Genomic DNA, 24,941 nt, shown 5'->3' with positions numbered 1-24,941 from the left:
TCGGAAAGGGCGCGAGTCGTGTCGAGGGCGCGGGGGGTCAGGACGGGGAGACGGTGATGCTGCCGTTGCCGCTGCGGAGGCGGAGCTGGTGCTGGGAGCGCGAGTCCTGCCGGACGGCCGAGTCGATCCGCTCGGCGCCGTTGGCGCTGGACATGCTGATTGCGTAGCCCTCGCCCGCCGGGACGCGGACGTGCACCGAGCCGTTGTCGGTGGTGGCGCGGACGCTGGTCGGCGGCGTGGTGAGCCGCAGGTCGATCTTGCCGTCGTTGGTCTTCGCGGTGATCCGGTCGGTGGTCAGGCCGCTCGCGTTGATCGAGCCGTTGGCTGTGCGCGCGTCGGCGACGGTGGCCCGGCCGCTGAGGTCGATGCGCCCGTCGTCGGTGTGGGCGGTCAGCTTGTCGGCGGTGAGGCCGGTGGCGTTGATGGACCCGTTGTCGCTGCTCAGGTCGACGGTGGTGGCGCGTCCTGTGACGTGGATGGCGCCGTCGTTCGAGCTGAGCGAGGCGGAGGACGCGCGCAGGTCGGTCACCTTCAGCGAGCCGTTGTCGCTGTGCAGCTTCACGACCCCGCCGAGGCCGGTCGCGACGATCGCGCCGTCGTCGTTGTCGACCTCCACGGGCATGCCGGTCGGGACCTGGACGCGGTAGGAGATCCCGCAGTTGGTGACCCCGATCGTCGCCCTGGCGCACTTGGACGACAGCTTGAGCGTGTTGCCCTCGGTGACGTGCCGCGCCTCGGGCTTGTTCTTGCCGTTCGACCACTTCAGCCGTTCCCGCACCTTGACGCCGGGGGAGTCGGACGCCGTGACCACCACCCGGCTGCCGTTCGACTTGATCTTCAAGGCGGTGATCCCGGCGGGCGCGGAGTAGGTCCGGTCCTCCTGGTGCGTGCCGAAGGTCAGGTTGCCGCAGCCGGTCAGCGTCGCCGCGGCCGCGGCCGTCACGACGGCGGTGATCGTCAGGGTCCTCACGTGGTCACTCCTGTTGTCGCTGTGCGCCCGTACGGAACCAGCCTGCTCGGTGCGGGACGGCGTGACCAGGAGGGGAGCCGGTCTCCCGGGGGTGGGGCTAACCCCACCCTCGCGTGTCTCCGGTGGGGTCCTGGAAAGGAGGGGATCAGCGTTCCCCACCGGGCTTCCACAGAATGTCGCCGTGCTCGGCGTTGGCGATGCGGCACAGGATGAACAGCAGGTCGGACAGCCGGTTCAGGTAGCGGGCCGTCAGCGGGTTCACGCCGCCCTCCACCGCGTCCGGGTCGCCTTCGGCGGCCGTCCCGTGCGCCTCGACGGCCGACCAGGCGGAGCGTTCGGCGCGGCGGCTGACCGTCCGCGCGACATGCAGCAGTGCCGCGCCCGGCGTCCCGCCCGGGAGGACGAAGCTGCGCAGCGGCGGTAGCGCCTCGTTGTACTCGTCGCAGGCCGCCTCCAGCCGGTCGATGTACGACTCGTCGACGCGCAGCGGCGGATACTGCGGGTCGGGGACGACCGGCGCGCAAAGGTCGGCGCCCACGTCGAACAGGTCGTTCTGGACGCGGGTCAGCAGCGCGACGAGATCGTCCGGGAGGGCGCCGAGCGCGACGGCCGTGCCGATCGCGGCGTTGGCCTCCTCGACGTCGGCGTAGGCGGCGAGCCGCGGGTCCGTCTTCCTGGTCCGGGACGCGTCGCCCAGCGCGGTGGTGCCGTCGTCCCCGGTCCTGGTGTAGATCCGCGACAGGACGACGGGGTTGTCCCTGTTCTTCGCCATGTCGATCACCCTAGCGCCGGGATCGCCAGAAACCCGTTCGGTAGGGTTTCGGGAAATACTCCGGAGGCCGCCGTGTACGACTACATCATCGTGGGAGCGGGCAGCGCGGGCTGCGTTCTCGCCGCCAGACTGACCGAGGACCCCTCCGTGAAGGTCCTGCTGCTGGAGGCGGGCCCGCCCGACGACGCCCCCGAGATCCACATTCCGGCGGCCGCGGGCACGATGTTCAAGGGCCCCTACGACTGGGACTATTCCACCGTCCCGCAGGAGCACGCCGCTGGGCGCAGCGTGTACTGGCCGCGGGGGCGGACGCTCGGCGGGAGCTCGTCCACCAACGCGATGATCTACATCCGCGGGGCGCGGTACGACTACGACACCTGGCGCGACTCCTACGGCTGCGACGGCTGGGGCTACGAGGACCTGCTGCCCTACTTCCTGCGCGCGGAGGACCAGCAGCGCGGCGAGATCCCGTACCACGGCGTCGGCGGCCCCCTCCGCGTCGAGGACCTGCGCTACAAGCACCCTCTGACGCGCGCGTGGGTGCAGTCGGCCAAGGCGTACGGCCTCGCCGCGAACCCCGACTTCAACGGCGCCGACCAGGACGGCGTCGGCTTCTACCAGGTCACGCACAAGCGCGGCCGCCGCTGGTCGGCCGCCGCGGGCTACCTCCGTCCGGCCGAGAACCGCCCGAACCTCACGGTCATCACCGACGCGCTGGCCACCCGCGTCCTGTTCGAGAAGGGGCGCGCGACGGGCGTCCGGTACGAGGCGCGCGGCGAGAGCCTGTCGGCCCGCGCGGAGGCGGAGGTCGTCCTGGCGGGCGGCGCGGTGAACAGCCCGCAGCTCCTCATGCTCTCCGGCATCGGGCCCGCCGGCCACCTGCGCTCCCTCGGCATCGACGTCCTGGCCGACTCCCCGGTCGGGCAGGGCCTCCAGGACCACCCGTTCGTCAACGTCATGTTCGCCACCCCGCGGACCAAGCCGCTGTGGGAACTGGCGACGATGCGCTCCCTCGCCGTCTACCAGGCGTTCGCGCGGGGCCCGCACGCGTCCAATGTCGCCGAGGCGGGCGGGTTCGTCCGGACGGTGGAGGGCCTGCCCGCGCCCGACCTCCAGTACCACGTCCTGCCTTCGCCGTTCGTGGACCAGGGCCTCACCGAGTCGTCCGAGCGGCTCATGTCGGTGCTCGTCGCCGCGGTCGCCGTCACCGGCCGGGGCTCGCTCACCCTCCGTTCTTCCAGCCCGCACGCCAAGCCGCTGATCGACCCCGCCTATCTGGCCGACAAGGCCGACCTGGACGTCCTCCTCGCGGGCGTCCGCCAGGCCCGCGAGATCGCCGCGTCCGGACCGCTGGCGTCCCTGACCGGCGGCGAGTGGGCCCCCGGCGAGCAGGTCGACACCGACGAGGCCCTCGTCGACTACATCCGCCGCGAGGTCGCGACCCTCTACCACCCCACCAGCACCTGCGCGATGGGCGCGGACGGCGCCGTCTGCGACCCGGAACTGCGCGTCCGCGGCGTCGAGGGCCTGCGCGTGGTGGACGCGTCCGTCATGCCGGCCGTCCCGCGCGGCAACACCAACGCCCCCACCATCGCCATCGCCGAACGCGCCGCCGACCTGATCCGCGACCGCGCCCCGCTGAAGCCCGCCAACGCCCACGGATAGACCGGCCGGAGGCGATGGGCCGGGCCGGTGGGCCGGGCCGGTGGGCCGGGCCCGCCGCTAGCCGGTCTCCGTGGCGCCGTGGATCTCGCGTTGCCAGAGCCAGGCGGTGATCCGGTCCACGGCGCGGTCGCGGTGGCGGCGGTAGGTGCTGAACGGCAGGCCCAGCATCTCGGCGGCGCGTTCCTGCGTGGCCGCCGGACGCAGGAACGTCCGGTCGACGACCCGGTACAGGGACTCGTCGCCGCGGAGCGTGCCGGCCGCTTCGGTGATCAGGTCCGGGAGCGTCCCGGCCCGGTGCCGGACGAGCCGCGACCGCATCAGCGGGTTGCCGGCGAGCCGTTCGGGCCGGTGCAGATCCTTCAGCGCGGCCCGCACCGCGTCGGCGAACTCGGGCTGGGAGAGCACCAGCTCCGGAGCCGTCCCGGTGGGCGGGGTGGCGGCGGCGCCCAGCTCGCGTTCGGCGGTCAGCTCCAGCCACTCCTCGACGCTCAACCGGCGCCAGTCGTGCGCGTACACCTCGTAGGGACGGCCGCCGACCCCGAACCGGGCGGCGTGGTGGAAGTCGAAGTGGCGCAGCAGCGGGTCCCAGTAGCCGCGGTCGGACGGGACGGCGACGAGGTCCCACGCCCGCGGCCCGGACGTGAGGATGTCCTGGCCGGTCCAGAGCCGGATCAGCGTCTCCGCCCTGGACGGACGGATGTGCGCCTCGGCGTCCACGAAGAACCGCCAGGCCATGACGCTCTCCCCGGGGCGCGCCGGGCCGTGCCGTTCGGTGTACTCCCACATCGCCCGCGCCGCCGGATCCGCCGCGAGGTCCCGCTCGTCCGCCTCGTGCAGGGGCAGGAACGCCGCGTACCCGAACAGCTCGCCGGACGTGTCGCGGAAGGCGCCGAACGCGTCGGGACGCCGTCCCAGCCAGTACGCGGCGAGCGCGGCCTGCTCCTCGCCCTGGACGCGCCGGGTCAGGTCGAGCAGGGCCGCGTGATCGTCCGGGCGCACCCCGTCGGTGAAGAACCCGCCCAGCCCGGTGAGCTGCCAGTACGAGCTGACGACCGGATGGGACCGGCTCAGGAACAGGACGTCCGCGACGTGCTTGCGGTGGTCGCGCCGGTTCCCCGTCGCCCGCCGGACGCGCTCGACGAGATGCCCGCGCAGCCTGCGGTGCAGGGCCGCGTATCCGTCCGGGTCGCGCCAGCGCAGGTCCGCGTCCAGGATGTCGCGGGCGACGTCGTGGGGGAACAGGCCGTGCGCGCCCTCCTCCATGAACGACAGCGTGCGCAGCCACCCGAACAGCTCTCCCGCGTCGTCCCCGGCGGCGGGCATCGCGTTCCCGTCGAGCTCGGCGCGCCCGTCGAGCATGGCGCGCAGCAGTTCCTCGGTGGTGAACCGGGCGTGCGCGCAGACCTGGAGCGCCCGCGCGTGCCGTGGGGACGGCACCTGATCGATCACCCGTCCGAGCAGGGCCCGGACGACGTCGGGCGCGGCGGCCAGCGCGTCCGGCACCGCGCGGCCCTCCCGCCGCTGCCGGACGATCATGTCCACGGTCAGCGAGAGCGCCAGCGGATGCCCGTGCGTCATGGCCAGCACCTGCTCGTGCAGCTCGTCGGGGACGCCCTCGACCCGCAGGTAGGCGCGGGTGTCCTCGGGGCGCAGGTTCCGTAGCGACACCACCCGCAGCAGTTCCCGCCACCCCGGATCGGCCGTCCAGCGGGGGGAGGGGGCGTCCCGTCCGGCGATGACCACGAGCGCGTCGGACGGCAGTCCCGGCAGGAAGGTCTCGCGCACCCAGTCGTCCAGGGGCGCGAGCAGCTCGTAGGTGTCGATCATGACGACGCGGCGTCCGGTGCTCTCCCCGGCCGCCTGGACGAACGCCTCGGGCGACGGTTCCACGACCCGGGCGTCCACGACCACGGGAGCCGCACCGCACCGCCGTGCCTCGTCGGCCAGCTCCGCGAGCAGCGCGCTCTTGCCCACGCCGCCCGGCCCGTACATGAACAGCACCGAGAACGGAGACTCGGCCTCGTCCCCGCCCTCGGCTGCGGCCCCGGCCCCGGCCCCGAGTGCCACCCTGAACAGCTCGATCTCCCCGGCCCGGCCGACGAAACGCCGCCGCCGAGCCCGCCGCAGCCGGTCCTCGAACGTCCCGCTCATCGGCACCCCCTCCGCACCCGTCTCCCTAAGCTAGGCCGCTGATCGTCCGCCGCGCAGCCCGGAGTGCCCGCCGATCGGGCAGTAGACGGACAGCGAATGGCCTGTCGAGTGGACACCGGACCGTCGGATCGTCGCCCTACCCACCAGCACGAAGGAAGGGACGAGACATGGGACGGATCGGAGACCGCGGTCGTGCTCGGGGCCGGGATGGCGGGCCTGCTCGCCGCCCGGGTCCTGGCAGGGGCCTACGAGCAGGTGACGATCGTCGAACGCGACACGGCGCCCGGCCCCGGCCGGGCCCGGCGGGGCGTGCCGCAGGGACGGCACGCGCACATGCTGCTGCCGCGGGGACAGGAGATCCTGCACGGCCTGTTCCCCGGGCTGGAGAGCGAGCTGGTCGAAGCCGGGGCGGTGGTGGCCGACCCGCGCACCGAGCACCGGTTCACCCTGGGCGGGCACGCGCTCCGCCGGGTGCCGCGCAGCGACCGGGTGGTGCAGGCGAGCCGCCCGCTGCTGGAGGGCGCCGTCCGGGACCGGGTGCGGGCCCTGGACGGCGTCGCGTTCGCCGACGGATGCGACGCTGTCGGGCTGGTCGCGCCCGATCCCCGGCGGGTGACCGGTGTGCGGATCATGCGCCGGGTCCCGGGCAGCGCCGAGGAGGAGCTCCCCGCCGACCTGGTCGTGGACGCGACCGGACGGAGCGGCAGGACCCGGCTGTGGCTGGAGTCGCTGGGCCACGACCCGGCCCCCCGCGAGGAGATCAAGGTCGGGGTGGCGTACGCCAGCCGTCCCGTCCGGCTGCCGCTGGGCTCGCCGCCCGACAAGGCCGTGGTGGTCGGTCCCGGGCCGGGACGGCCGCGCGGGATGGCGCTGATCGCGATCGAGGGAGACCGGCACCTGCTGACGCTCGCCGGGCTCGACCGGGGGCACCGGCCGCCGACCGACCCCGAGGGATTCCTGGACTACATGGCGGGCATGGCCCCGCCGGACGTGGCCGAGGCGGTCCGCGCCGCCGAGCCGCTCGGGGAGATCGCGACCCACCGCTACCCGTCCGACCTGCGGCACCGCTACGAGCGGCTGCGGCGGTTCCCGGCCGGCTTGCTCGTGACCGGGGACGCCCTGTGCAGCTTCAACCCGATCTACGCCCAGGGCATGACGGTGGCGTGCCTGGAGGCGCAGGTGCTCGCGCGCACCCTGGACACCGCGGGCGCGGGCGCCCGCGGCCTGACCAGGCGGTACTTCCGCGAGGTCGGCAAGGCCCTGGACGACCCGTGGCGGATGGCCGTGGCCGCCGACCTGTCCATGCCGGAGGTGCCGGGACGGCGCGGCGCGATCGTCCGGCTGCTCAACGCCTACGTCGGCCGCGTCCAGGCGGCGGCCGCCCGCGACCCTGAGATCGCCGGCCGCCTGATGCGGGTGATCGGGCTCCTCGACCCGCCGTCCACGCTGATGCGCCCGTCCGTCCTGGCCGCGGCCTGCGCCGTCCGGCGGTCCGCGGACCCGTCCCCGCACGCGACACCGCGTCCCGAGACTCCGTCCGCCCAGGAGGTACGGGGCTGAACCCGCTCGCCGCACAACGAGGAGCGCCCCCGTCCTTCTGGACGGGGGCGCATGGTGGTGGGTACAGGGTGCGGGCGTCACCGCTTGTTGGCCTTGGCGATGCGGACGCGGTGGGCCTTCTTGGCCTCGTTGCGCAACACCGTGACGCGGTCGCTGATGATGATGTTGCTGAAGTCCGGGCGGATCATCGTCGCTCTCCTTGCGTTCTGCCGGACCCTCTCGGCCCGACATCTACAAGGTTCGTCCTAAGGCCCCCACCCCCACATCGGGACGACGCCTTATCTAGGCGCCTTAGCCCGCCTTAGATCCCGGACGGCGCCGCCCCCCGGCTTAGACAGACGGCGCCCGACCGGCTTGGGCGACGTCCTCAGGCGACGTCCTCAGGCGGCGTGCTCAGGCGGCGTGCTCAGGCGGCTTCCTCAGGGGACCTCGACGAAACCCAGCTGGTCGTAGAGGCGGCGGGCGCGGTGGTTGCGGCGGGTCACCGCCAGGGTGAGGGTGTCGTGGCCCTGGTCGGCGAGGGCGTGCATGACGGCCTGGACCAGTCCGCGTCCTAGGCCGTGGCCCGCATGGGACTGGGCGACGAAAAGGAAGGCCAGGAGAGGGAGCTCTTTGTAGAGGGTGACCAGGGCGCCGGCCACGGGGCGTCCGTCGTGTTCGGCGACGAACGACGCGTCGCGCAGGAACGTCCCGTATTCGCCGTTCAGGGTGAGCCGCACCTCGCGCGCCGCGCCCTGGAGGTCGCCGACGTCGGCCTCGTCGGGGGTGCCGCGGTAGGCGTCCCACATCAGGGCGGCGACGGCGGCGGCGTCGGCGTCCTCGAACGGGCGGAAACCGGGCGGAGGCGGGGACGGGGGCGCCGCGCCCAAGGTCACCTGGAGGCGGCTGCGTACGGGTGCGCCGGAGGCCATGGACGCTTCAGCGCTTGTAGCGGCGGGCGTGGATCATGTTGATCATCCCGAGGACGCGGTTCATCTCCTTCTCGCCGCGGGCGAACGAGGTCACGTTCACGGTCGCGAACCGCTGCCGGGTGATGGCCTTCGGGCGGGTGAACTCGCGCAGCCCGTCAGCGCCATGGATGCGGCCGAACCCCGACTCGCCGACCCCGCCGAACGGCAGCGCGGCGACCTGGGCGAACGCGGCGAACGCGTTGATGGACGTCATGCCGGACCGCATCCGGCGGGCGGCGTCCATGGCGCGGGACCTGTCCCCGGAGAAGATCGTCCCGGCGAGGCCGTAGGCGGTCCGGTTCGCCTTCTCGACCGCCTCGTCGAGGTCCTTGACGCGGTGGACGGTGATCGTCGGGCCGAACGTCTCCTCGCGGACGGCGGACGAGTCGTCCGGCACGTTCGTCAGCACGACCGGCTCCACGTACGGCTTGCGCACGGACTCGGCGCCGCCCACGACGGCCTTCCCGCCCTTGGCGAGCGCGTCCTTGATGTGGCGTTCGATGATGTCGAGCTGGCCGGGCATCGTGATCGGCCCGTAGGCGGCCGCGCGGTCGAAGCCGGGACGCAGGTCGCGCGCCTTCTCGGTGAGCGCGCCCAGGAACCTGTCGTACGCCTCGTCGACGACGTAGATCCGCTCGACGCCGATGCAGGTCTGCCCGGCGTTCGACATGGCGCCCCAGAGCGCGGCGTCGGCGGCGGCGTCGAGGTCGGCGTCGGCGTCGACGATGCAGGCGTCCTTGCCGCCGCATTCGGCGATGATCGGCGTGAGGTTCTCGGCGCAGGCGGCCATGACGCGCTTGGCGGTCCGGGTCGAGCCGGTGAACGCGATCTTGTTGACGCCGGGGGAGGACGCGAGCGCCGCGCCGGTCTCGCCGAAGCCGGTGACCGTCTGCAGGACGGGGTGCTCGGGGACGACCGCGGCGAAGAGCTCGGCAAGGTACACCCCCACGCCCGGGGTGAACTCCGACGGCTTGAACACGACCGCGTTGCCCGCGGCCAGCGCGTACGCGATCGAGCCCATCGGCGTGAAGATCGGATAGTTCCACGGGCCGATCACGCCGGCGACGCCGAGCGGCTGGTACTCCAGCACGCACTTCTGGTTGATCGCCATGATGCCCGGGTAGACGCTGCGCGCCCCGAGGACCTTCTGGGCGTTCCGGGCCGCCCAGTCCAGATGCGTGATCGCCATGATCGTCTCAAGCTGGGCGTCCTGCAGCGGCTTGCCGGTCTCCTGGTGGATGAGCTCGGCCATCCGGTTGAGGTTGCGGGTGAGCGAGCCCTTGACGTTCAGCAGCCGGAGCCGGCGCTCCTTCCAGCCGAGGGCCCGCCACCAGCCGGCCGCCTCCCGGGCGCGCTCGACGGCCGCGGCCACGGCGGCGGCGTCCTGGACGGGATGCTCGGCGACGACCTCGCCGGTGGCCGGATTCAGCGACGCGAACGTCTCGGTGCTCTCCGTGGCCACGGACATGAGGAACCTCCCGGGAGGGACCGTGTAAGTGCCTGCTTGCGGGCGGATACCCGTTAGTAAACCACCCTAGGCCCAAGCGTGAACGGCCGGATCACCGGAAGTCGTCCGCGTGATCGGCGGCCCACTCCGCGAACGTCCGGGCGGGACGGCCGGTGATGCGCTCGACCTCGGGAGACGGCGCGGACGGGACGCCGACGGCCCCGGCGCGCAGGCGGAGCAGGTCGTCCACCAGGCCCTCGCGCATGTAGGGGCGGGCGAGGAGCTCCTTCCGGGCCTCCTCCGGTGTGATCTCCTCGAAGCGCGCCGGCAGGCCGGCCGCCTCGCCGATCAGCCGGACCATCTCCGGCCGCGTGATCGACTCGGGGCCGCTCAGCACCGGCCTGGCGCCGACGAGGTGGTCGGTGAGCAGGGCCTTCGCGGCGACGGCCGCGACGTCGCGTTCGTGGATCGGCTCGGTGCGCGCCGCCGCGTACGGCTCGCGGACGGCGTCGCCGGCGCGGATCGCGTCCCGCCAGGCCAGGGCGTTGGACGCGAACTCGCCGGGACGCGCGAACGTCCATTCCATCCCGGAGTCCTCGATCGCCCGCTCGATGTCCAGGTGCCGCGCGGCGAGCTCGCTGGACGGGTCGGGCGCGAGGGCGGCGGACGACGACAGCAGCACGACGCGGCGGACGCCGTGGCCGGCCGCGCGGGACAGCAGGTCGTCCACGCCGTTCCAGAACACGGCCGGGTTGAGGAAGATCGAGGTGATGCCGTCCAGGGGCAGCTCATCGGTGCGGGCCACCTCGGCGTCGCTCGGCAGCCGCGCGGTGGCGGGGTCGCGGGTCAGGGCGCGGACCTTGGCGTTCGCGCAGAGCAGTTCGCCGACGACATGGCGGCCGACGTTTCCGGTCGCTCCGGTCACAAGTATCATGCGCCCATGTTCAACCAACTGGATGAAAATGTCAACCAGCTGGATGGATGATGCCTTCAGGCGGGCGGCTAGCATGGGGGCGTGACGGACACCACGCGCCGCTCGCGGCGGGCCCCGGCCCCCGACGAGCGCAAACTCGACGCCGAACGCTCGCGGCGGCTGCTGCTGGACGCCGCGCTGGACGAGTTCTCCGCCAAGGGCTACGCGGGGGCCCGCGTCCAGGACATCGCCGACCGCGCCGGCGTCAACAAGCAGCTGATCAACTACTACTTCGGCGGTAAGGAGGGCCTGTACTGCGCGATCGGGCAGCGCTGGCTGGAGCGGGAGGCCGAGTTCAACGACCCGGCCGCGCCGTTCGACGAGATCATGGTCCGGTATCTCCGGCACGTGCTGGACGACCCGCGCGGGACGCGGCTGAACGCGTGGCGCGGCCTCACCGAGGACCTCGACGACGTCCCGCCCGGCGACCGCGAGGACCTGTCCGACCTGGAACGCCGCCAGGCCGCGGGCGAATTCGCCGGCGACCTGGACCCGGCCGCCGTCATGCTGGCGATGATGGCCATGGTCGCGGCGCCCGTCACGATGCCGCTGGCCGTCCGCCGCGTCTTCGGGCTCGACCCCGGCTCGCCCGAGTTCCAGGAACGCTACGCCGAGCAGCTCCGCCGCATCGTCCGCCACCTCGCCGGACCCGGCTGACCGGACCAGCCGAGCAGCCTAACCAGCCGGTCGGCCGGATCAGTCGTTCCACCACTGGAAGAGCGAGTGGCCGAACTGGATCGGCAGCTCGTCCAGGCCCAGCACGTCCGTGATGTTGTAGACGAAGTCGAAGAAGGCCTCGTTGACCGGGTCCAGCCACAGCAGGGCGATCAGGATGAGGAACACGTAGCCGCCGTAGGAGCCGAGCTGGTCGGCCCACCGCCGCGGCAGATAGGGCTCGATGATCCCGAAGCCGTCCAGCCCGGGAATCGGCAGCAGGTTCAGGACAGCGGCCGTGACCTGCAAGAACGCCAGGAAGGCCACGCCCAGCCAGAAGACGCCGTGGTCCTGGTGGGCGAAGTTCTTGTAGAGGACGGCGAGCATCACCGCGAACATCGCGTTCGACAGCGGCCCCGCCGCCGAGATCAGGCTGTGCCGGAGCCTGCCCGGGATGACGTGCCGGTCGATCCAGACGGCGCCGCCGGGCAGCCCGATCCCGCCGAGCAGGATGAACACCACCGGGATCAGGAAGCTGAGCAGCATGTCCGAGTACTTCAGCGGGTTCAGCGTCAGGTAGCCCTTGGCGATGACGCCGCGGTCGCCCGACCGGTACGCCATGTAGGCGTGTCCGAACTCGTGCAGGCACAGCGACAGCACCCACGCCGACAGGACGAACCCGAACAGCGCCAGCCGCGCGGACCTCGTCGGGTTCTCCCCGTACCGCCAGGCGATCAGGCCGCACAGGACGGTCGCCGCCACGATCGCGAGGAACACCGGGCTCGGCCGGACCGCCGCGCCCCCTCGCGTCCCGTGCGCAGTTCCTGTCATCGTTCCCGGCCCCTCTCGCCATGCCGGCCGTCCGGCGTCCCGTCCGTCCCGCCCGTCGCGTCCCGCCTGATCCTCGCCGCCATCACGGAAGCTACCGCCTCGCCGCGGTCATGGCGCCGCGATGACGGGAACGACATAGGTGCGCAGGAAGCGGCGCGACCCGTCGGCGTCCCGGTCCCGGTCCATGACGATCAGCGAGGTGATGATCCGGAAGAGGAACTCCACCGTCCCCTCCACCTCGATGTCGGCCCTGAGCGTCCGCTGCCGCTGCGCCCGCTCGAAGTGCGGCCGGACGTACTCGCAGCACAGCGCGAGCACGTGCTCCGCCGCGCCCGCCACCGCCGCCTGCATGTGGCCCGCCGCCTCCGGCGCCAGGAAATGCGCGACGGCCGGCTCGCGCCGGGCGTACTCGACGGCGTCCAGCGTGCCCTCCACGATCGCCTCCGGCACCGACCGCTCGCCGCGCAGCCGCTCGGCGAGCCGGTCGAGGAACCGGCGCAGGTCGCGCATCAGCACGGCCAGGATCAGCTCGTCCCGCCCGCCGGTGACGCTGCGGTACACGGTGGCGCGCGACAGGTTCGCCGCGGCCGCGATGTCCTCGACGGTCGTCTTGGCCACGCCGAAACGGCCGAAGCATTCCTCGGCCGCGTCGATGATCCGCTCGCGTGTCGCGTCGGTGGTGACCGGGGGCATGCCTGCACATTACCGGCCGCCCGCCATATCGCCGCTCCGCCGCCGCCCGCGCGGTCTCAGTCGAGCGTGTACTCCAGCGCCCAGGTGTGGCCGCCGTCCTCGGCGACGGTGATCTGGCCGACGCCGCGGATGCCCGCCAGCTCGCCCGTGCCCGACGTCGGGACGATCAGCCACCGCAGCCACTGCGTGTCGGGCGTGCCGTCCTCACTGCCCGCGCTGTGCTGCAGGACGAACGTCCCCTCCCGCCCGTGCAGGATGCCCTGGACGTGCTCGACCCCCACGTACGCGACGGGCCCTGCGGCGGACTCCACGGTGATCAGTTCGCTGCTGCTCGTCCCGACGAGGTCGCCGTGGAACGTCTTGCCGACGTGGACCCGGGTCAGCTTGGTGCCGTCGCGCTCGTCGTAGGGCTTCTCGGCTTCCCACGCGTCGATGTCGAAGCTGCCGCTGGCTTGAAAAGTCATGCCCGCAGTATTTACCCAGGAGGGCGACCCCCTGGAACCCCCGGCACTGTGTTGGCCCAGGGGGCGACCCCCTGGAACCCCCGGCACTGTGTTGGCCCAGGGGGCGACCCCCTGGAACCCCCGGCCGTCGGGTCGTGCGACCTCCGGCGCGGGGCGCCTCCGGCCGCACGACCCGTGACTCCGGCTGAGGTCCAGTCCAAGTAGCGGAATCTCACTCGTCCAAGAACCACAATTGTGGGGTCAGAAGAGGGTGCCCTCGTGTTCGATGCCGCGGAGGGCGTCGTAGTCGAGGGTGACGCAGTCGATGCCGCGGTCGGTGGCGAGGACGCGGGCCTGCGGCTTGATCTCCTGGGCCGCGAACACGCCGCGGACGGGCGCGAGGTGCGGGTCGCGGTTGAGGAGCTCCAGGTAGCGGGTGAGCTGCTCGACGCCGTCGATCTCGCCGCGCCGTTTGATCTCGATGGCGACGGTGGCGCTGGCGGCGTCCCGGCACAGGATGTCGACCGGGCCGATCGCGGTGGGGAACTCGCGGCGGATCAGCGACCAGCCGTTCCCGAGCGTGGTGATGTGCTCGGCGAGCAGCTCCTGGAGGTGCGCCTCGACGCCGTCCTTCTGCAGGCCCGGGTCGATGCCCAGCTCGTGGCTGGTGTCGTGCAGGAACTCCTCGATGGTGAGGATGAGCCGCTCGCCCGACTTGCCGTGCGTGACCGTCCAGCGGGCGACGGCGCCGTTCTCCTCGTGCGGCTCCTCGCGCAGCGAGCAGGGCGGGTTCATCCAGTTGAGGGGCTTGTAGGCGCGGTCGTCCGCGTGGACGCTGACGCTCCCGTCCGCCTTGATCAGGATCAGGCGGAGCGCCATCGGCAGGTGGGCGGTGAGCTTTCCGGCGTAGTCGACGCTGCACCGGGCGATAACGAGACGCACGGCGACCAACCCTAGTGTGGGCGGACGGCTAAGGCGCCCGGACGCCCGATATAAGGCGTCGTGCCGATGTGGGGGAGGGGGCCTTAGGACGAGTCTCTTAACTGCCGGGCCGTGCTCATCGGCCGGGCAGTACCTGGGAGGGGCCGTGTACCACCACGACATCATGCGATCGATCATGCGGGACCGGGCCCGTGACCGGCGGGCCGAGGCGAGCGCCGTCCGGACCGCCCGGATGGCGCGCCGCGCCCGCGAGTACTGGGCGGAGCGCGCCGAGCGGGCGGCCGCCCGTCCGGTCCGGCGGCGTCCGTCCGGGCACGGCGCCGCGCAGCCGCGCTGACCGCGTCCCGGCTCGCGGGGGCGACCGGGACGCAGGGAACGGCCGGGACGCGGGGTCGCCCGGGCGGCTGGACATAGCGGAATGAAAACCTTTGTCAACCCTGGAAATCTTCCGGAGGCGTGATTAGCGTCGTGGGCATCCGACGAAAGGACCCCCGCAATGTCTCTTGACGTGACCCCGGAACTCCTGGAGACGGCGAAGCAGGGCGAGGTCGGCGACGCGCAGTTCGTCGAGTGCATCAAGACGTCCCTGCCCTACGCCTGGGACATGATCAGCGGCCTGGTGGCCCGGCTGCAGGTGGACGGCGGCGAGTTCGCCGACAACCAGACGCCGCCGCCGGACGAGCAGGCCCGCGGCCAGCTGCTCCGGGTGCTCGCGAGCGACGCGATGCGCGGGGCGCTGGAGCGGTACTTCGGCGTCCGGCTGGCCTTCCAGAACTGCCACCGCGTCGCCGTCTTCCCGGACGGCGGCTCGGACACCTACCGGACGTTCGTCACGGCCCGCGAACAGATCCTCAACCAGTCGCCCGAACTCCGCGACTGCTGACCCGACCGCACGACCGTCGCGGCGCGCCGAGCCCCCTCGGCGCGCCGCGCGTCATTTCGCGGGGACGGCGGAGCGGACCCCGGGGAGGACGTCCGCGCCGAGCCGGGCGATGTTCTCCAGCGTGGCCTCCCGCGACCCCGCGGCCTCGACCAGCAGGATCAGATGCCGGATGCCGGTGCGTTCGGCGGCGGTCACGAGCGACTCCACGCAGTCGTCCGGCGAACCCACGGGATGTAGCTCGCACATGCGGCGCGTGTAGCCGACCGGGTCGCGGGACGGCCGCGGACGATCGTCCACGGCGACGTATCCTTCCAGGCCGGGTCCGAGCCAGCGCGGCATCTCGTCCATGAGCGTTTTGACGGCCTCCTCTCGCGTGTCGGCGACCTGCGCCACGTGGGTCGAGATGTGCGGGGCGTCCGGCAGGCCGTGGCGGGCGACGGCGGCGGCTTTGTCGTCCGGTCCGATGTGCATGCCCAGCAGCATCGGCAGGCCCCGCTCCGCGGCCAGCGCCTCCGTGGACGGGGACGTGCACGCGACCGCCACCGGCGGCGGGACAAGCGCGCGCGGGACGACCGGCACCTCACGGAACCGGAACTGCTCCCCGGACCACGCGACCCGGTCGGAGCGAAGCCACGCCAGCAGCAGGTCCAGTGACTCGGCGAAGCCGTGCTCGTAGCGGTCGAGGCCGGTGCCGAAGACCTCCAGGTCGCGCCACGGCCCGCCGCGTCCGACGCCCAGGCGGAACCGTCCGCCGGACAGCAGCGACAGCATCGCCGCCTGCTCGGCCAGCGCCACCGGATGCTGGTTGGACAGGACGCTGACCGCCGTCCCCACGTCGATCCGGCCGGTGACGGCCAAGATGTGCCCGGCGAGGACGGTCGCCGACGGGACGACCCCGTACGACATGAAGTGATGTTCCGCGAGCCACACGTCGTCGAACCCGGCGCGTTCGGCGGCGACGGCCGCGTCGATGGTCCGGGAGAGGGCTGAGGCGTCGTCCTGGCCGGGGAAACGGGCGGCGAGGAGGAAGATTCCGAGGCGCACGTCCCCGTCGTACCCGGCATCGTGGACGCGTGCGCGCTCTGCGAGACTGCCGTCCATGACTGGTCGATCGTTCAGCAGGGTCGGGGTCGTCGGACTGGGCACGATGGGCGCGGGCATCGCCGAGGTGCTGGCACGCGGCGGCCTCTCCGTCGTCGGCATCGAGGTGGACCGGGACGCGCTGGAACGCGGACGCGAGCATCTGGAGACGTCCACCGGACGGGCCGTCAAGCGCGGGCGCCTCACCGAGGAGGCGCGGCGGGAGATCCTCGGCCGGGTCGCGCTCTCCGTCGACTTCGCCGACCTGGGCGGCTGCGACCTGGTCGTCGAGGCCGTCCCGGAGCGGCTCGACCTGAAGCGCAAGGTGTTCGACCAGCTGGACCGGGTGTGCCGCGACGACGCCGTCCTCGCCACGAACACCTCCTCGCTGCCGGTCACCGACATCGCCGCCGGGACGGGCCGTCCCGCCAAGGTCGTCGGGGTGCACTTCTTCAACCCGGCGCCGGTGATGAAGCTCGTCGAGGTCATCGCGACCGTCCGCACCGAGCCGGACGCCGTCGCCCGCGTCGCCGAGCTGGTCAAGGGCCTCGGCAAGACGCCCGTCACGATCGGGGACCGCGCCGGGTTCGTCGCGAACCGGCTGCTCTTCGGCTACCTGAACCAGGCCGCGGGGATGCTGGAGTCCGGGCACGCCACCCGCGACGACATCGACACCGCGATGAAGACCGGCGCTGGGCTGCCGATGGGCCCGTTCGCCCTCATGGACCTGATCGGCCTCGACACCTGCCTCCAGGTCCTGGACGCGATCTACGCCGAGTCCCGCGACCGCAGGCACGCCGCCTCGCCGCTGCTCCGCGAGCTCGTCACCGCCGGGCTGCTCGGCCGCAAGACCGGCCGCGGCTTCTACGTCCACGACGGCGCCGAGGCCCCCGCGCCCGCGGCGGAGGCCCCGGGTGGCCCGCCGCCCGTCGTCGGCGTCGTCGGCGTCGGCCCGCTCGCGGACGCGATCGCCGCGCTGTGCGACCGGGCGGGCTCCCGGGTCCGCGCCTCCGCCGCCGAGCTGGCGGGCTGCGACCTGGTCATCGAGGCCGCGGAGGACGCCGAGGCCGGGCGGGCGCTGCTGTCCACCGCCGCGCAGGCCGTCAAGCCGGGCACGGTGCTCGCGGTCACGTCCGCGGACGGGACGGTGATCCGGCAGGCCATGGCGACCGGACGTCCCGCCGACGTCATCGGCCTGCACCTCCCCGACCCGGCGGCCACGGCCACGGCGGCTCCGCTGGCCGAGATCGCCGCCACCGTCGCGACCGCGCCCGACGTCGCCGACCGGGCCGCCGACCTCGCCGGACGCCTCGGCCTCACCGCCGTCCGCTGCCGCGACCGCGCCGGGTTCATCGTGGACGCCCTCCGCTTCCCGTACCTGAACGACGCCGCCGCCATGCTCGGCGCCGGATACGCCGACGCCGACTCGATCGACGCCGCGATGACGCTCGGCTGCGGTTACCCCACCGGCCCGATCGCCGACCTCGACCGGCTCGGCCTGGACCGCGCGGTCACCGTCCTGCGGGCCCTCCACACCGAGACCCGCGATCCCGCCCTCGCCCCCGACCCCCTCCTTGTGGAGCACGTCACGGCGGGCCGCCCGCTGCGCTGAATATCCTCGGAGCATGAGCCCCCGGAAGAATCGTCGCGCCCCTTCCGGCCGCCCGGACAAGGGCGGCGGGGGCGGGTCGTGGGCTCAGGAGACCGAGGAGGGGCCGGACGGGGAATGGGTCGTCCGGGCCGTGTCCGGGGCCGGTGCCGTCAAGGCGTACCGGTGCCCCGGATGCGACCAGGAGATCCCGCCGGGCATCGGGCACGTCGTCGCCTGGCCGGCGGACGACCAGGGCGGCGACGACCGGCGGCATTGGCATCGTCCCTGCTGGCAGGCACGGACCCGCCGCTCCCCTCGGGTGCGGCGGTCGCGGAACGCGCCGCGTTACTGAAGGAGACTCATGGCGGAGATCAGGGCGTCCAGCGTGCTGCCGGCGCGGCGCGAGGACATCACGCTGCACACGTCCGACGGGCTTGAGCTGGTCGGCGAGCTGGCGCTGCCGCCCGACCGGCCGCCGGTCGCGACGCTCGTCTGCCTGCATCCGCTGCCCACGGCCGAGGGCATGATGGACAGCCACGTGCTGCGCAAGGCGTCCTACCGGCTGCCCGCGCTCGCCGGCGTCGCGGTGCTGCGGTTCAACACGCGTGGGACGACGTCGGCGCGCGGCACGAGCCAGGGCGAGTTCGGCGAAGGGGAGACCGAGCGGTTCGACGTGGCGGCGGCCCTGGAGTACACCGAGTACCACGACCTGCCGCGCCCGTGGCTGCTCGGCTGGTCGTTCGGGACGGAGCTGGCCCTGAAGTGGGGGCGCGACCCGCTGGTCGAAGGCGCGATCCTGCTGTCCCCGCCGCTGAAGCGCGCGGGCGACGCCGAGCTGGACGCCTGGGGCGCCGACGGACGTCCCGTCGTCGCGCTCGTCCCCGAGTTCGACGACTACCTGCGTCCGGCGGAGGCGCGGGAGCGGTTCAAGCGCGTCCCGCAGGCCGAGGTGATCGCGGTCGACAACGCCAAGCACCTCTGGGTCGGCGAGCCGTACGTGCGGATCGTGCTGAACGAGATCGTGAAGCGGGTCGCTCCGGCGGCCGCCCCGCTCCCCACCGAATGGGACGAACCAGACAAGTAACTCTGCGCGGCCGGTCATGGCCACTCCCGTCACGCAGGCCCGGCAGCGGGTAGACGATGGTCGAGCCGTCGCGTTCACGGCGGCCCTCGGCGACGCCGTCCGGGAGGACCGCCTATGACCGTGCAGCTGTACGCCAGGGATGTCGGATCCGGCACGCCGCTCGTCCTGCTGCACGCGTTCCCGCTCTCCTCGGCGATGTGGCTCGCCCAGCGCGAGGGCCTCGCGAGCCGGTTCCGGGTCGTCACGCCCGACCTGCGCGGCTTCGGCGGCTCGCAGCTCGGCGACGACGACCCGTCCATCGACGCGATGGCCGACGACGTCGCCCGCATGTTCCGGCGCCTCGGCGTCGGGCGGGCCGTGGTCGGCGGGCTCTCCATGGGCGGCTACGTGGCGATGGCGCTGTGCCGCCGCCATCCCGACCTCGTCCTCGGGCTGGTCCTGGCCGCCACCCGCGCCGCCGCCGACACCGGGGCCGTCCGGGAGAACCGGCTGCGGCAGGCGGGCCTGCTCGACGGCGACGGCACCACGCGGGTCCTCGTGGACGAGGTGCTGCCCGCGCTCGTCGGGCCCACCACGTACCGGCAGCGCGCCCTCGTCTACGGGCGGGTTCGCGGGCTCGTCCAGGCCACGCCGCCGAAGGCCGCCGCGTGGGCGCAGCGCGCCATGGCGGGACGGCCGGAGTCCTTCGACACGCTCCGCGGCCTCCGCGTCCCCGCGCTCGTCATGGTCGGGGACGAGGACACCCTCGCCACCGAGGACGAGGCCCGCGCCATGGCGGACGCGATGCCGAACGCGGAACTGCTCGTCATCCCGCGCGCCGGGCACCTGTGCGCCGTCGAGCAGCCCGACCTGTTCAACCAGGCCGTCGCCGAGTTCGCCACCGCCCTCGCCCGCACCAGCCACTAGCCACCGGGGCGAGGCGGCGGGGCTACATCGTCTCCTGGCGGGGCACGACGATCTCGCGGATCAGCAGGGAGATCGCCGCCGCCGTCGGGATCGCCAGCAGCGCGCCGACCACGCCGAGCAGCGCCCCGCCGATCAGCGCCGCCACGATCGTCACCGCGGGCTGGACGTCGACCGTCCGCTTCATGACCCGCGGATAGACGACGTAGTTCTCCACCTGCTGATAGATCAGATAGAAGATCGCGCAGATGATCAGGTTGGTGACGTCCCCGGTCAGGAACGCGACCAGGCACACCACCACCGCGCCGATCGTGGCGCCGATCAGCGGGATCAGGTCGGTCACCGCGACGATCAGTGCCAGCGCGAGCGCATACTTCACCCCGAGGATCGCCAGGAAGACGTACGAGGTCGTGCCCGCGATGAACGCGATCGTGAACTGCCCCGCGACGTACCCGCCGATCCGGTCGAGGATCTCGTCGCCGAGCAGCGCGACCCGCGCTCTTCGCGAGCGCGGCGCCAGCTTGTAGAAGAACGTCTTGATCTGCGGCAGCGAGCTCATGAAGTACAGCGTCAGGATCAGGATGGTGACCGTCTGGAAGACGCCGCTGACGGCGACCTTGCCGATCCCGGTGGCGGTGTCGGTGAGGCTCTTCTGGAAGTCCTCGCCCTTGACCGTCTCCTCGGCGCGGTCGAGCAGCCCGTACCGCTTGTCCCAGTTGGCCAGCGTCTTGTTGTCCTGCAACTGCTCGACGTACTCGGGGATGTTCTTGCGCAGCTCGGTGACCTGCTCGGACACCGGCTGGACGAGCGAGGCCACGAACCCGGCGAAGAACAGGATCACGACCAGGAACACCGCCGCGACCGCCGCGCTGCGCGGCAGCCCGAACCTGCGGAGCCGCTCCACCGCCGGGTTCAGCCCGACCGCGAGGAACATCGCGACCACGATCATCACGATCACGGACTTGGCGTTGGAGGCGGCCTGCACCAGCATCCACGCGGTGATGACGCCGAGCGCCGCGGTGAACCCGAACACGAACGGGTGGGCACGGCCGAGCGGCTCGCCGGGGCGCCCGAACGGGAAGCGATGGTCGACGCCCGCCTCGCGCCTGCGCTGCTCGATGTCGTGCGCGGGGTCGGGCGCGTCCGGGTCGAGCGCCGGCTGCCCTTCGACCACCGCCTTCGCGGCCGGCGCCGGGAGGTTCACCGGCGCGCCGGTCGACGGATCGCGTTCGCCGACGGGTTCGTCGATCTCCTCGGGCTTCAGCGCTCCGCTGGGCGCGATGGCGTCCTCGGACGGTTCGCCGGGCTCGGACGATTCGCTCGACTCGCCGCCGGTCTTGTTGTCTCCGTCCGGCTCACCAGACCTGCCCGTCTTGGCGGAGCCACGGGTCTTTGCGGAGCTGCGTGTCTTTGCGGAGGTGTCGGTCTTGGTGGAGCTGTTGGCCGTGGCTGGGCTGTTGGCCTTGGCGGGGGTGTCGGGCTCGTCCAGCCCGTTGGGCTGGGCGGGCTTGTTCGACTCCTCCGGCTCGGTGGGCTCGTCGTCGGCTGGTTCGCCGGGCGCGTGGGCCTTGCTCGGCCGGGCGTCCTCGGTCGGCTCGGTGGGCTCGGTTGGTTCCGGCCGGGCGGGGGTGTCTTCGGCGTCGTCGGCGGGCGGGGCGGGCGCCGGGACCTTGCGGTCGGTCGCCGGTCGTGCGTCGCCGTGCGTCGCCTCCGGGCCGTCCTCGTGGGGGGTCTGGTCGGGCACGCCGCTCTCCTCTTCCGTCCGGCCGCAGCCGCTCGCCGGCCCGTGGCGACGGGCTCTGGATCAAGCGGCTACGTGGTAAGACGTAGGAAAGCCTAGAGGCGTTTCCGGCCTCTAGGCTCTCCGTCGCACGTCGACCGCGTCAGGCGGTCGTGAATCCGGTCACTCCTGCCACCAGTCCTCGTCGTCCTCGTCGGACTTCTTGCCTTGGGCCTGCTTGGCGGGCGCGGCCTTCCCGGCCGGCTGCTGCTGCTTCGGCTGGGCCTGCTGCTGCGCCGGGGCCGGCTTGGGGTCGGCCGCGGGGATCGCGGCCTTCTCCGGGGCCGCGGCGAGCTCGGCGTCGCCGCCGAGGTTCGGCGCGACGCCGCCGATGAGCTGGCGCAGCTGGTTGAGGTGGCTCGTGATGCTGTCGCGCTGCCGGGTGAGCTCGTCGACCTGCCGCTGCGCCGCCGTCCGGACGCGGTCGGCCTCGGCCTTGGTCTCGGCGAGCAGCTGCTCGGCCTGCGCCTTGGCCTCGGCGATGACGTTGTCGGAGTTCTTGCGGGCGTTGGCCATGAGCTGCTTGGCGTGCGAGTCGGCCTCACGCCGGGTCTGCTCGGCCTGCTGGGTCGCCTTCGCGGCCCGCTGCTCGGCGGACGCGGCCCGCTGCTCGGCCTCGGCGACGAGCTTCTGCGTGGCCGCCTGGGCGTTGGAGTGCCGCTCGGCGTCCTGCCGGTCGGCCTCCTCGCGGCGGGCGGCCAGCTGGATCTCGAACTCGGCCTCGGCCTGGGCGCGCTGGGCCTCGCTCTCCTCCAGGATGCGCTGGGCCTGGGCCCGCATCTCGTCGGCCTGCCGCTTGGCCGTGGTGAGGATCTCGTCCCGCTCGCGCTTGGTGGACGCGCGCAGTTGCGCGACCTCGCGCTCGGTCGTGGTCCGCAGCTTCGCGATCTCGCGCTCGGCGCCGGCGCGCTTCTCGGCGACCTCGTGGTCGGCGGTGGCGCGCAGCTTGGCGACCTCGCGCTCGGTCGTGGAGGTCAGCTCGTCGGCCTCGCGGCGGGCCGACGTGCGCACCTCCTCGGCCTCGCGTTCGGCGGCGCCGCGCATGTCGTCGCCCTCGCGCTGGGCGTTGGCGCGCAGCTCGGCCGCGTCGTTCTCGGCGTTGGCGCGCTGCTCGGCGGCGTCGACCTTGGCCGCGGCCTTGATCTCGTTGGCCTCGGACCTGGCGGCCTGCACGAGCTCGGTGGCCTGCTCCTCGGCCAGCCGGAGCAGCTGCTCGATGCGGGCGCCGAGCCCGGAATAGGTGGGACGTTCCTGTTCCTGAAGCTGACGATGGGCGTCCGACAGTTCCCGCTGCAGGGCCTGGGTCTGCTCCCGGGTCTGCCGGACCTCGTTGTCGAGCGATTTGATGTGCTCGTCGACCTGGTGCCGGTCGTAGCCGCGGAGCACCACGTCGAACTCGCGTGGGGGCGTGTCTTCGAAGAAGTTGCTGAGCTGGGCGTCGATGTCGGACTGCATGTGGCTCAATCCTGGATGTGACGGGGCTACCAGTGGTTCCGGGGACCGGTTGATCGCCTGGCATGACGGCATGACGGGCTCCATGACGGGCTCAGTGCCCCAGACCTCTTCCGGCGAATGAAGCCTACTCCCGACACTGCCGTGTTGGGGGTTCATCTTGACACGCTGCGTGGTTTGTCTGCTTTGTAATTGACTTCACCGGCGCCGCGACTCCCCAGGTACGGGGCCCACAAATACGCCAAACGTGTCTGAACGGTCACAGAGCGGCGGTCGGGGGCGGGCCGGCGGCCGCCGTGATATCGAACACGTCACGATCCGGTCGCGGCTCGCGGCGGCGTCACGCGGAGCCCCGGCAGGCCCCGGCACGCCGCCCCACCCGCAAGATCATGCGGGGTCGCGGCGCTTCTCCACGAGCTCGGTCAGGACGCCGTGGCAGTCCTTCGGATGCAAAAAGTTGATCAAGGAACCCATCGATCCGTTGCGCGGCGCGTCGTACAGCACGCGGACGCCCTTGCCCGCGATTCCGGCGGCCTCGCCGGCGACGGTCCCGTCCGTCCCGAACGCGATGTGGTGGACGCCCTCGCCGTTCTTCGCCATCCATTTGGCGACCGCGGAGTCGTCCCGGATCGGCTCGATCAGCTGCAGATAGCTGGCCGCCCCGTCCCCGGTCTCGTTGATCTTGAGCATGCACTCCCGGACGCCCTGCTCCTCGTTCACCTCGAAATGCGCGTCGGTGAAGCCGTAGGTCTCCTGGTAGAACGCGACGGTCGCGTCGAGATCGCGACAGGCGATGCCGATGTGGTCGATACGGGTCAGCACGGGCTTTCTCCCTAGTCTGGCGGCCAGGCGGGGCCGAACGGAACCGAACGAGGTCCTCCTGGGTATCGTGGCAAACGTCGCCTACGCACCCCTTGGAGGCCCCTGAAATGTCCGTGATCGTCGCCGGCGCGCGCACCCCCATCGGACGGCTGACGGGCTCGCTGAAGGACTTCTCCGCGGCCGACCTCGGCGCCCACGCGATCAAGGCGGCGCTGGAGCGGGCCGGCGTGTCCGGCGACCAGGTGCAGTACGTGATCCTCGGCCAGGTGCTGCAGGCCGGCGCAGGGCAGATCCCGTCCCGGCAGGCGGCGGTCAAGGCGGGCATTCCGATGAGCGTCCCGTCCGTCACGGTCAACAAGGTGTGCCTGTCCGGGCTGGACGCGATCGCGCTCGCCGACCAACTGATCCGGGCGGGCGAGTTCGACATCGTCGTGGCGGGCGGCATGGAGTCGATGACGCAGGCCCCGCACCTGCTGCCGAAGTCGCGCGGCGGGTACAAGTACGGCTCGGTCGAGGTCCTCGACCACATGGCGTACGACGCGCTGACGGACGCCTTCGACGGACTCTCCATGGGCGAGTCGACCGATCGCCACAACGCGAGGCTGAACATCTCCCGCGAGGAGCAGGACGAGTTCTCCGCCCGCTCCCACCAGCGCGCCGCCGCGGCCATCAAGAACGGCGTGTTCGACGACGAGATCGCCCCGGTCGAGATCCCGCAGCGGCGCGGCGAGCCGATCGTGTTCGGCACGGACGAGGGCGTGCGCGGCGACACCACCGCCGAAGTGCTCGGGAGGCTGCGCCCCTCGTTCGGCAACGACGGGACGATCACCGCCGGCTCGGCCTCGCAGATCTCCGACGGCGCCGCGGCCGTCGTCGTGATGTCCGAGGCGAAGGCCGAGGAGCTGGGCCTCGCCTGGCTCGCCGAGATCGGCGCGCACGGCAACGTCGCGGGCCCGGACACCTCGCTGCACTCCCAGCCGTCCAACGCGATCAGGCACGCGCTCGGCAAGGCGGGCCTGAGCGTGGCCGACCTCGACCTCATCGAGATCAACGAGGCGTTCGCGTCCGTCGGCATCCAGTCGATGCGCGACCTCGGCGTCGGCCCCGAGAAGGTCAACGTCAACGGCGGCGCCATCGCGCTCGGCCACCCGGTCGGCATGTCAGGCGCCCGCCTCGCGCTGACCCTCGCCTACGAGCTGAAGCGGCGCGGCGGCGGCCTCGGCGCCGCGGGACTGTGCGGCGGCGGCGGCCAGGGCGACGCGCTCATCCTCCGCGTCCCCGCGTCCTGAACCCCG

The 24,941-nt window shown here is 72.6% G+C and carries 24 protein-coding genes; 10 read left to right on the top strand and 14 right to left on the bottom strand.

Annotation, left to right across the window (positions count from 1 at the left end; all coding sequences use genetic code 11):
• Nucleotides 1-37: 37 nt before the first annotated feature.
• On the bottom strand, nt 38-970 hold the full coding sequence (locus ACH34T_RS01780; RefSeq protein WP_395990126.1) for a DUF4097 family beta strand repeat-containing protein: 933 nt from the start codon (nt 968-970) through the stop codon (nt 38-40).
• Nucleotides 971-1,115: 145 nt separating this feature from the next.
• Complete coding sequence (locus ACH34T_RS01775; RefSeq protein WP_395990125.1) at nt 1,116-1,742, bottom strand: cob(I)yrinic acid a,c-diamide adenosyltransferase; 627 nt, start codon at nt 1,740-1,742, stop codon at nt 1,116-1,118.
• Between the two features lie 72 nt (nt 1,743-1,814).
• Here ACH34T_RS01775 and ACH34T_RS01770 point away from each other — a divergent pair, with 72 nt between their 5' ends.
• Nucleotides 1,815-3,407, top strand: coding sequence for a GMC family oxidoreductase (locus ACH34T_RS01770; RefSeq protein ID WP_395990124.1), 1,593 nt, complete (start codon nt 1,815-1,817; stop codon nt 3,405-3,407).
• 57 nt (nt 3,408-3,464) lie between these two features.
• Here the strand turns inward: ACH34T_RS01770 and ACH34T_RS01765 are convergent, their stop codons facing one another.
• The gene (locus tag ACH34T_RS01765; RefSeq protein ID WP_395990123.1) at nt 3,465-5,558 is read right to left on the bottom strand and encodes an ATP-binding protein; all 2,094 of its coding nucleotides are present in this window, start codon (nt 5,556-5,558) and stop codon (nt 3,465-3,467) included.
• Nucleotides 5,559-5,750: 192 nt separating this feature from the next.
• Here ACH34T_RS01765 and ACH34T_RS01760 point away from each other — a divergent pair, with 192 nt between their 5' ends.
• Nucleotides 5,751-7,118 carry an FAD-dependent oxidoreductase gene (locus ACH34T_RS01760; RefSeq protein WP_395990122.1) on the top strand — a complete coding sequence of 456 codons (1,368 nt, stop codon included), beginning with the start codon at nt 5,751-5,753 and terminating at the stop codon, nt 7,116-7,118.
• 419 nt (nt 7,119-7,537) lie between these two features.
• On the opposite strand, the gene ACH34T_RS01755 is transcribed toward ACH34T_RS01760, so the two are convergent.
• The 3 genes from ACH34T_RS01755 to ACH34T_RS01745 form a co-directional block, all read right to left on the bottom strand.
• On the bottom strand, nt 7,538-8,029 hold the full coding sequence (locus ACH34T_RS01755) for a GNAT family N-acetyltransferase (RefSeq protein ID WP_395990121.1): 492 nt from the start codon (nt 8,027-8,029) through the stop codon (nt 7,538-7,540).
• Between the two features lie 7 nt (nt 8,030-8,036).
• Nucleotides 8,037-9,536, bottom strand: a complete 1,500-nt coding sequence (locus ACH34T_RS01750) for an aldehyde dehydrogenase family protein (RefSeq protein WP_395990120.1) — start codon at nt 9,534-9,536, stop codon at nt 8,037-8,039.
• Nucleotides 9,537-9,627: 91 nt separating this feature from the next.
• A complete protein-coding gene (locus tag ACH34T_RS01745; protein WP_395990119.1) occupies nt 9,628-10,449 on the bottom strand; it encodes an SDR family oxidoreductase in 822 nt (273 codons plus the stop codon).
• Between the two features lie 81 nt (nt 10,450-10,530).
• On the opposite strand from ACH34T_RS01745, the gene ACH34T_RS01740 reads away from it, so the two are divergent.
• Complete coding sequence (locus tag ACH34T_RS01740) at nt 10,531-11,145, top strand: TetR/AcrR family transcriptional regulator (RefSeq protein WP_395990118.1); 615 nt, start codon at nt 10,531-10,533, stop codon at nt 11,143-11,145.
• Nucleotides 11,146-11,184: 39 nt separating this feature from the next.
• Here ACH34T_RS01740 and ACH34T_RS01735 read toward each other — a convergent pair whose 3' ends face one another.
• From ACH34T_RS01735 to nucS, 4 genes are all read right to left on the bottom strand, one after another.
• Nucleotides 11,185-11,973 carry a site-2 protease family protein gene (locus tag ACH34T_RS01735; protein ID WP_395990117.1) on the bottom strand — a complete coding sequence of 263 codons (789 nt, stop codon included), beginning with the start codon at nt 11,971-11,973 and terminating at the stop codon, nt 11,185-11,187.
• 108 nt (nt 11,974-12,081) lie between these two features.
• A complete protein-coding gene (locus ACH34T_RS01730) occupies nt 12,082-12,666 on the bottom strand; it encodes a TetR/AcrR family transcriptional regulator (protein ID WP_395990116.1) in 585 nt (194 codons plus the stop codon).
• 56 nt (nt 12,667-12,722) lie between these two features.
• The gene (locus ACH34T_RS01725) at nt 12,723-13,130 is read right to left on the bottom strand and encodes a DUF3224 domain-containing protein (RefSeq protein WP_395990115.1); all 408 of its coding nucleotides are present in this window, start codon (nt 13,128-13,130) and stop codon (nt 12,723-12,725) included.
• Between the two features lie 240 nt (nt 13,131-13,370).
• Nucleotides 13,371-14,051, bottom strand: a complete 681-nt coding sequence (gene nucS / locus ACH34T_RS01720) for an endonuclease NucS (RefSeq protein ID WP_395990114.1) — start codon at nt 14,049-14,051, stop codon at nt 13,371-13,373.
• 163 nt (nt 14,052-14,214) lie between these two features.
• Here nucS and ACH34T_RS01715 point away from each other — a divergent pair, with 163 nt between their 5' ends.
• Entirely contained in the window at nt 14,215-14,388 is a 174-nt protein-coding gene (locus tag ACH34T_RS01715) for a hypothetical protein (protein WP_395990113.1), read from the top strand.
• Between the two features lie 159 nt (nt 14,389-14,547).
• Nucleotides 14,548-14,934, top strand: coding sequence for an SCO5389 family protein (locus tag ACH34T_RS01710; protein WP_395990112.1), 387 nt, complete (start codon nt 14,548-14,550; stop codon nt 14,932-14,934).
• A gap of 51 nt (nt 14,935-14,985) precedes the next feature.
• Here ACH34T_RS01710 and ACH34T_RS01705 read toward each other — a convergent pair whose 3' ends face one another.
• Nucleotides 14,986-16,035, bottom strand: coding sequence for an LLM class flavin-dependent oxidoreductase (locus ACH34T_RS01705; RefSeq protein ID WP_395990111.1), 1,050 nt, complete (start codon nt 16,033-16,035; stop codon nt 14,986-14,988).
• Here ACH34T_RS01705 and ACH34T_RS01700 point away from each other — a divergent pair.
• From ACH34T_RS01700 to ACH34T_RS01685, 4 genes are all read left to right on the top strand, one after another.
• Nucleotides 16,034-17,626 (top strand): 3-hydroxyacyl-CoA dehydrogenase family protein, encoded by a 1,593-nt coding sequence (locus tag ACH34T_RS01700; RefSeq protein ID WP_395990110.1) that lies wholly within the window; start codon nt 16,034-16,036, stop codon nt 17,624-17,626. The genes ACH34T_RS01705 and ACH34T_RS01700 overlap by 2 nt on opposite strands.
• Before the next feature lie 13 nt (nt 17,627-17,639).
• Nucleotides 17,640-17,957 (top strand): ATP/GTP-binding protein, encoded by a 318-nt coding sequence (locus ACH34T_RS01695; RefSeq protein WP_395990109.1) that lies wholly within the window; start codon nt 17,640-17,642, stop codon nt 17,955-17,957.
• Between the two features lie 9 nt (nt 17,958-17,966).
• The gene (locus ACH34T_RS01690; protein WP_395990108.1) at nt 17,967-18,689 is read left to right on the top strand and encodes an alpha/beta hydrolase; all 723 of its coding nucleotides are present in this window, start codon (nt 17,967-17,969) and stop codon (nt 18,687-18,689) included.
• A 114-nt stretch (nt 18,690-18,803) separates the two neighbouring features.
• Nucleotides 18,804-19,595, top strand: coding sequence for an alpha/beta fold hydrolase (locus tag ACH34T_RS01685; RefSeq protein ID WP_395990107.1), 792 nt, complete (start codon nt 18,804-18,806; stop codon nt 19,593-19,595).
• Nucleotides 19,596-19,617: 22 nt separating this feature from the next.
• Here ACH34T_RS01685 and ACH34T_RS01680 read toward each other — a convergent pair whose 3' ends face one another.
• The 3 genes from ACH34T_RS01680 to mce form a co-directional block, all read right to left on the bottom strand.
• Nucleotides 19,618-21,336 (bottom strand): AI-2E family transporter, encoded by a 1,719-nt coding sequence (locus ACH34T_RS01680; protein WP_395990106.1) that lies wholly within the window; start codon nt 21,334-21,336, stop codon nt 19,618-19,620.
• Nucleotides 21,337-21,495: 159 nt separating this feature from the next.
• Nucleotides 21,496-22,827, bottom strand: a complete 1,332-nt coding sequence (locus tag ACH34T_RS01675; protein WP_395990105.1) for a DivIVA domain-containing protein — start codon at nt 22,825-22,827, stop codon at nt 21,496-21,498.
• A 384-nt stretch (nt 22,828-23,211) separates the two neighbouring features.
• Complete coding sequence (gene mce / locus ACH34T_RS01670) at nt 23,212-23,646, bottom strand: methylmalonyl-CoA epimerase (protein ID WP_395990104.1); 435 nt, start codon at nt 23,644-23,646, stop codon at nt 23,212-23,214.
• Between the two features lie 107 nt (nt 23,647-23,753).
• Between mce and ACH34T_RS01665 the strand changes: the two genes are divergently transcribed.
• Nucleotides 23,754-24,935: an acetyl-CoA C-acetyltransferase gene (locus ACH34T_RS01665; protein ID WP_395990103.1), complete on the top strand. Its 1,182-nt coding sequence runs from the start codon at nt 23,754-23,756 to the stop codon at nt 24,933-24,935.
• Nucleotides 24,936-24,941: the final 6 nt, after the last annotated feature.

The organism is Actinomadura sp. 9N215, assembly GCF_044326345.1.
Taxonomy (GTDB): domain Bacteria; phylum Actinomycetota; class Actinomycetes; order Streptosporangiales; family Streptosporangiaceae; genus Spirillospora.
The sequence above is the reverse complement of the archived record's forward strand: the minus strand, read 5'-3'. Positions and strand labels throughout refer to the sequence as shown.

What these genes read in the sequence shown, in the direction of transcription:
- ACH34T_RS01755 (WP_395990121.1), bottom strand. Translation starts at nt 8,029, where the DNA reads ATGGCCTCCGGCGCACCCGTACGCAGCCGCCTCCAGGTGACCTTGGGC.
- ACH34T_RS01750 (WP_395990120.1), bottom strand. Translation starts at nt 9,536, where the DNA reads ATGTCCGTGGCCACGGAGAGCACCGAGACGTTCGCGTCGCTGAATCCG.
- ACH34T_RS01775 (WP_395990125.1), bottom strand. Translation starts at nt 1,742, where the DNA reads ATGGCGAAGAACAGGGACAACCCCGTCGTCCTGTCGCGGATCTACACC.
- ACH34T_RS01745 (WP_395990119.1), bottom strand. Translation starts at nt 10,449, where the DNA reads ATGATACTTGTGACCGGAGCGACCGGAAACGTCGGCCGCCATGTCGTC.
- ACH34T_RS01735 (WP_395990117.1), bottom strand. Translation starts at nt 11,973, where the DNA reads ATGACAGGAACTGCGCACGGGACGCGAGGGGGCGCGGCGGTCCGGCCG.
- ACH34T_RS01730 (WP_395990116.1), bottom strand. Translation starts at nt 12,666, where the DNA reads ATGCCCCCGGTCACCACCGACGCGACACGCGAGCGGATCATCGACGCG.
- ACH34T_RS01705 (WP_395990111.1), bottom strand. Translation starts at nt 16,035, where the DNA reads ATGGACGGCAGTCTCGCAGAGCGCGCACGCGTCCACGATGCCGGGTAC.
- ACH34T_RS01665 (WP_395990103.1), top strand. Translation starts at nt 23,754, where the DNA reads ATGTCCGTGATCGTCGCCGGCGCGCGCACCCCCATCGGACGGCTGACG.
- ACH34T_RS01710 (WP_395990112.1), top strand. Translation starts at nt 14,548, where the DNA reads ATGTCTCTTGACGTGACCCCGGAACTCCTGGAGACGGCGAAGCAGGGC.
- ACH34T_RS01695 (WP_395990109.1), top strand. Translation starts at nt 17,640, where the DNA reads ATGAGCCCCCGGAAGAATCGTCGCGCCCCTTCCGGCCGCCCGGACAAG.
- ACH34T_RS01700 (WP_395990110.1), top strand. Translation starts at nt 16,034, where the DNA reads ATGACTGGTCGATCGTTCAGCAGGGTCGGGGTCGTCGGACTGGGCACG.
- ACH34T_RS01725 (WP_395990115.1), bottom strand. Translation starts at nt 13,130, where the DNA reads ATGACTTTTCAAGCCAGCGGCAGCTTCGACATCGACGCGTGGGAAGCC.
- ACH34T_RS01675 (WP_395990105.1), bottom strand. Translation starts at nt 22,827, where the DNA reads ATGCAGTCCGACATCGACGCCCAGCTCAGCAACTTCTTCGAAGACACG.
- ACH34T_RS01765 (WP_395990123.1), bottom strand. Translation starts at nt 5,558, where the DNA reads ATGAGCGGGACGTTCGAGGACCGGCTGCGGCGGGCTCGGCGGCGGCGT.
- ACH34T_RS01685 (WP_395990107.1), top strand. Translation starts at nt 18,804, where the DNA reads ATGACCGTGCAGCTGTACGCCAGGGATGTCGGATCCGGCACGCCGCTC.
- ACH34T_RS01690 (WP_395990108.1), top strand. Translation starts at nt 17,967, where the DNA reads ATGGCGGAGATCAGGGCGTCCAGCGTGCTGCCGGCGCGGCGCGAGGAC.
- ACH34T_RS01715 (WP_395990113.1), top strand. Translation starts at nt 14,215, where the DNA reads ATGCGATCGATCATGCGGGACCGGGCCCGTGACCGGCGGGCCGAGGCG.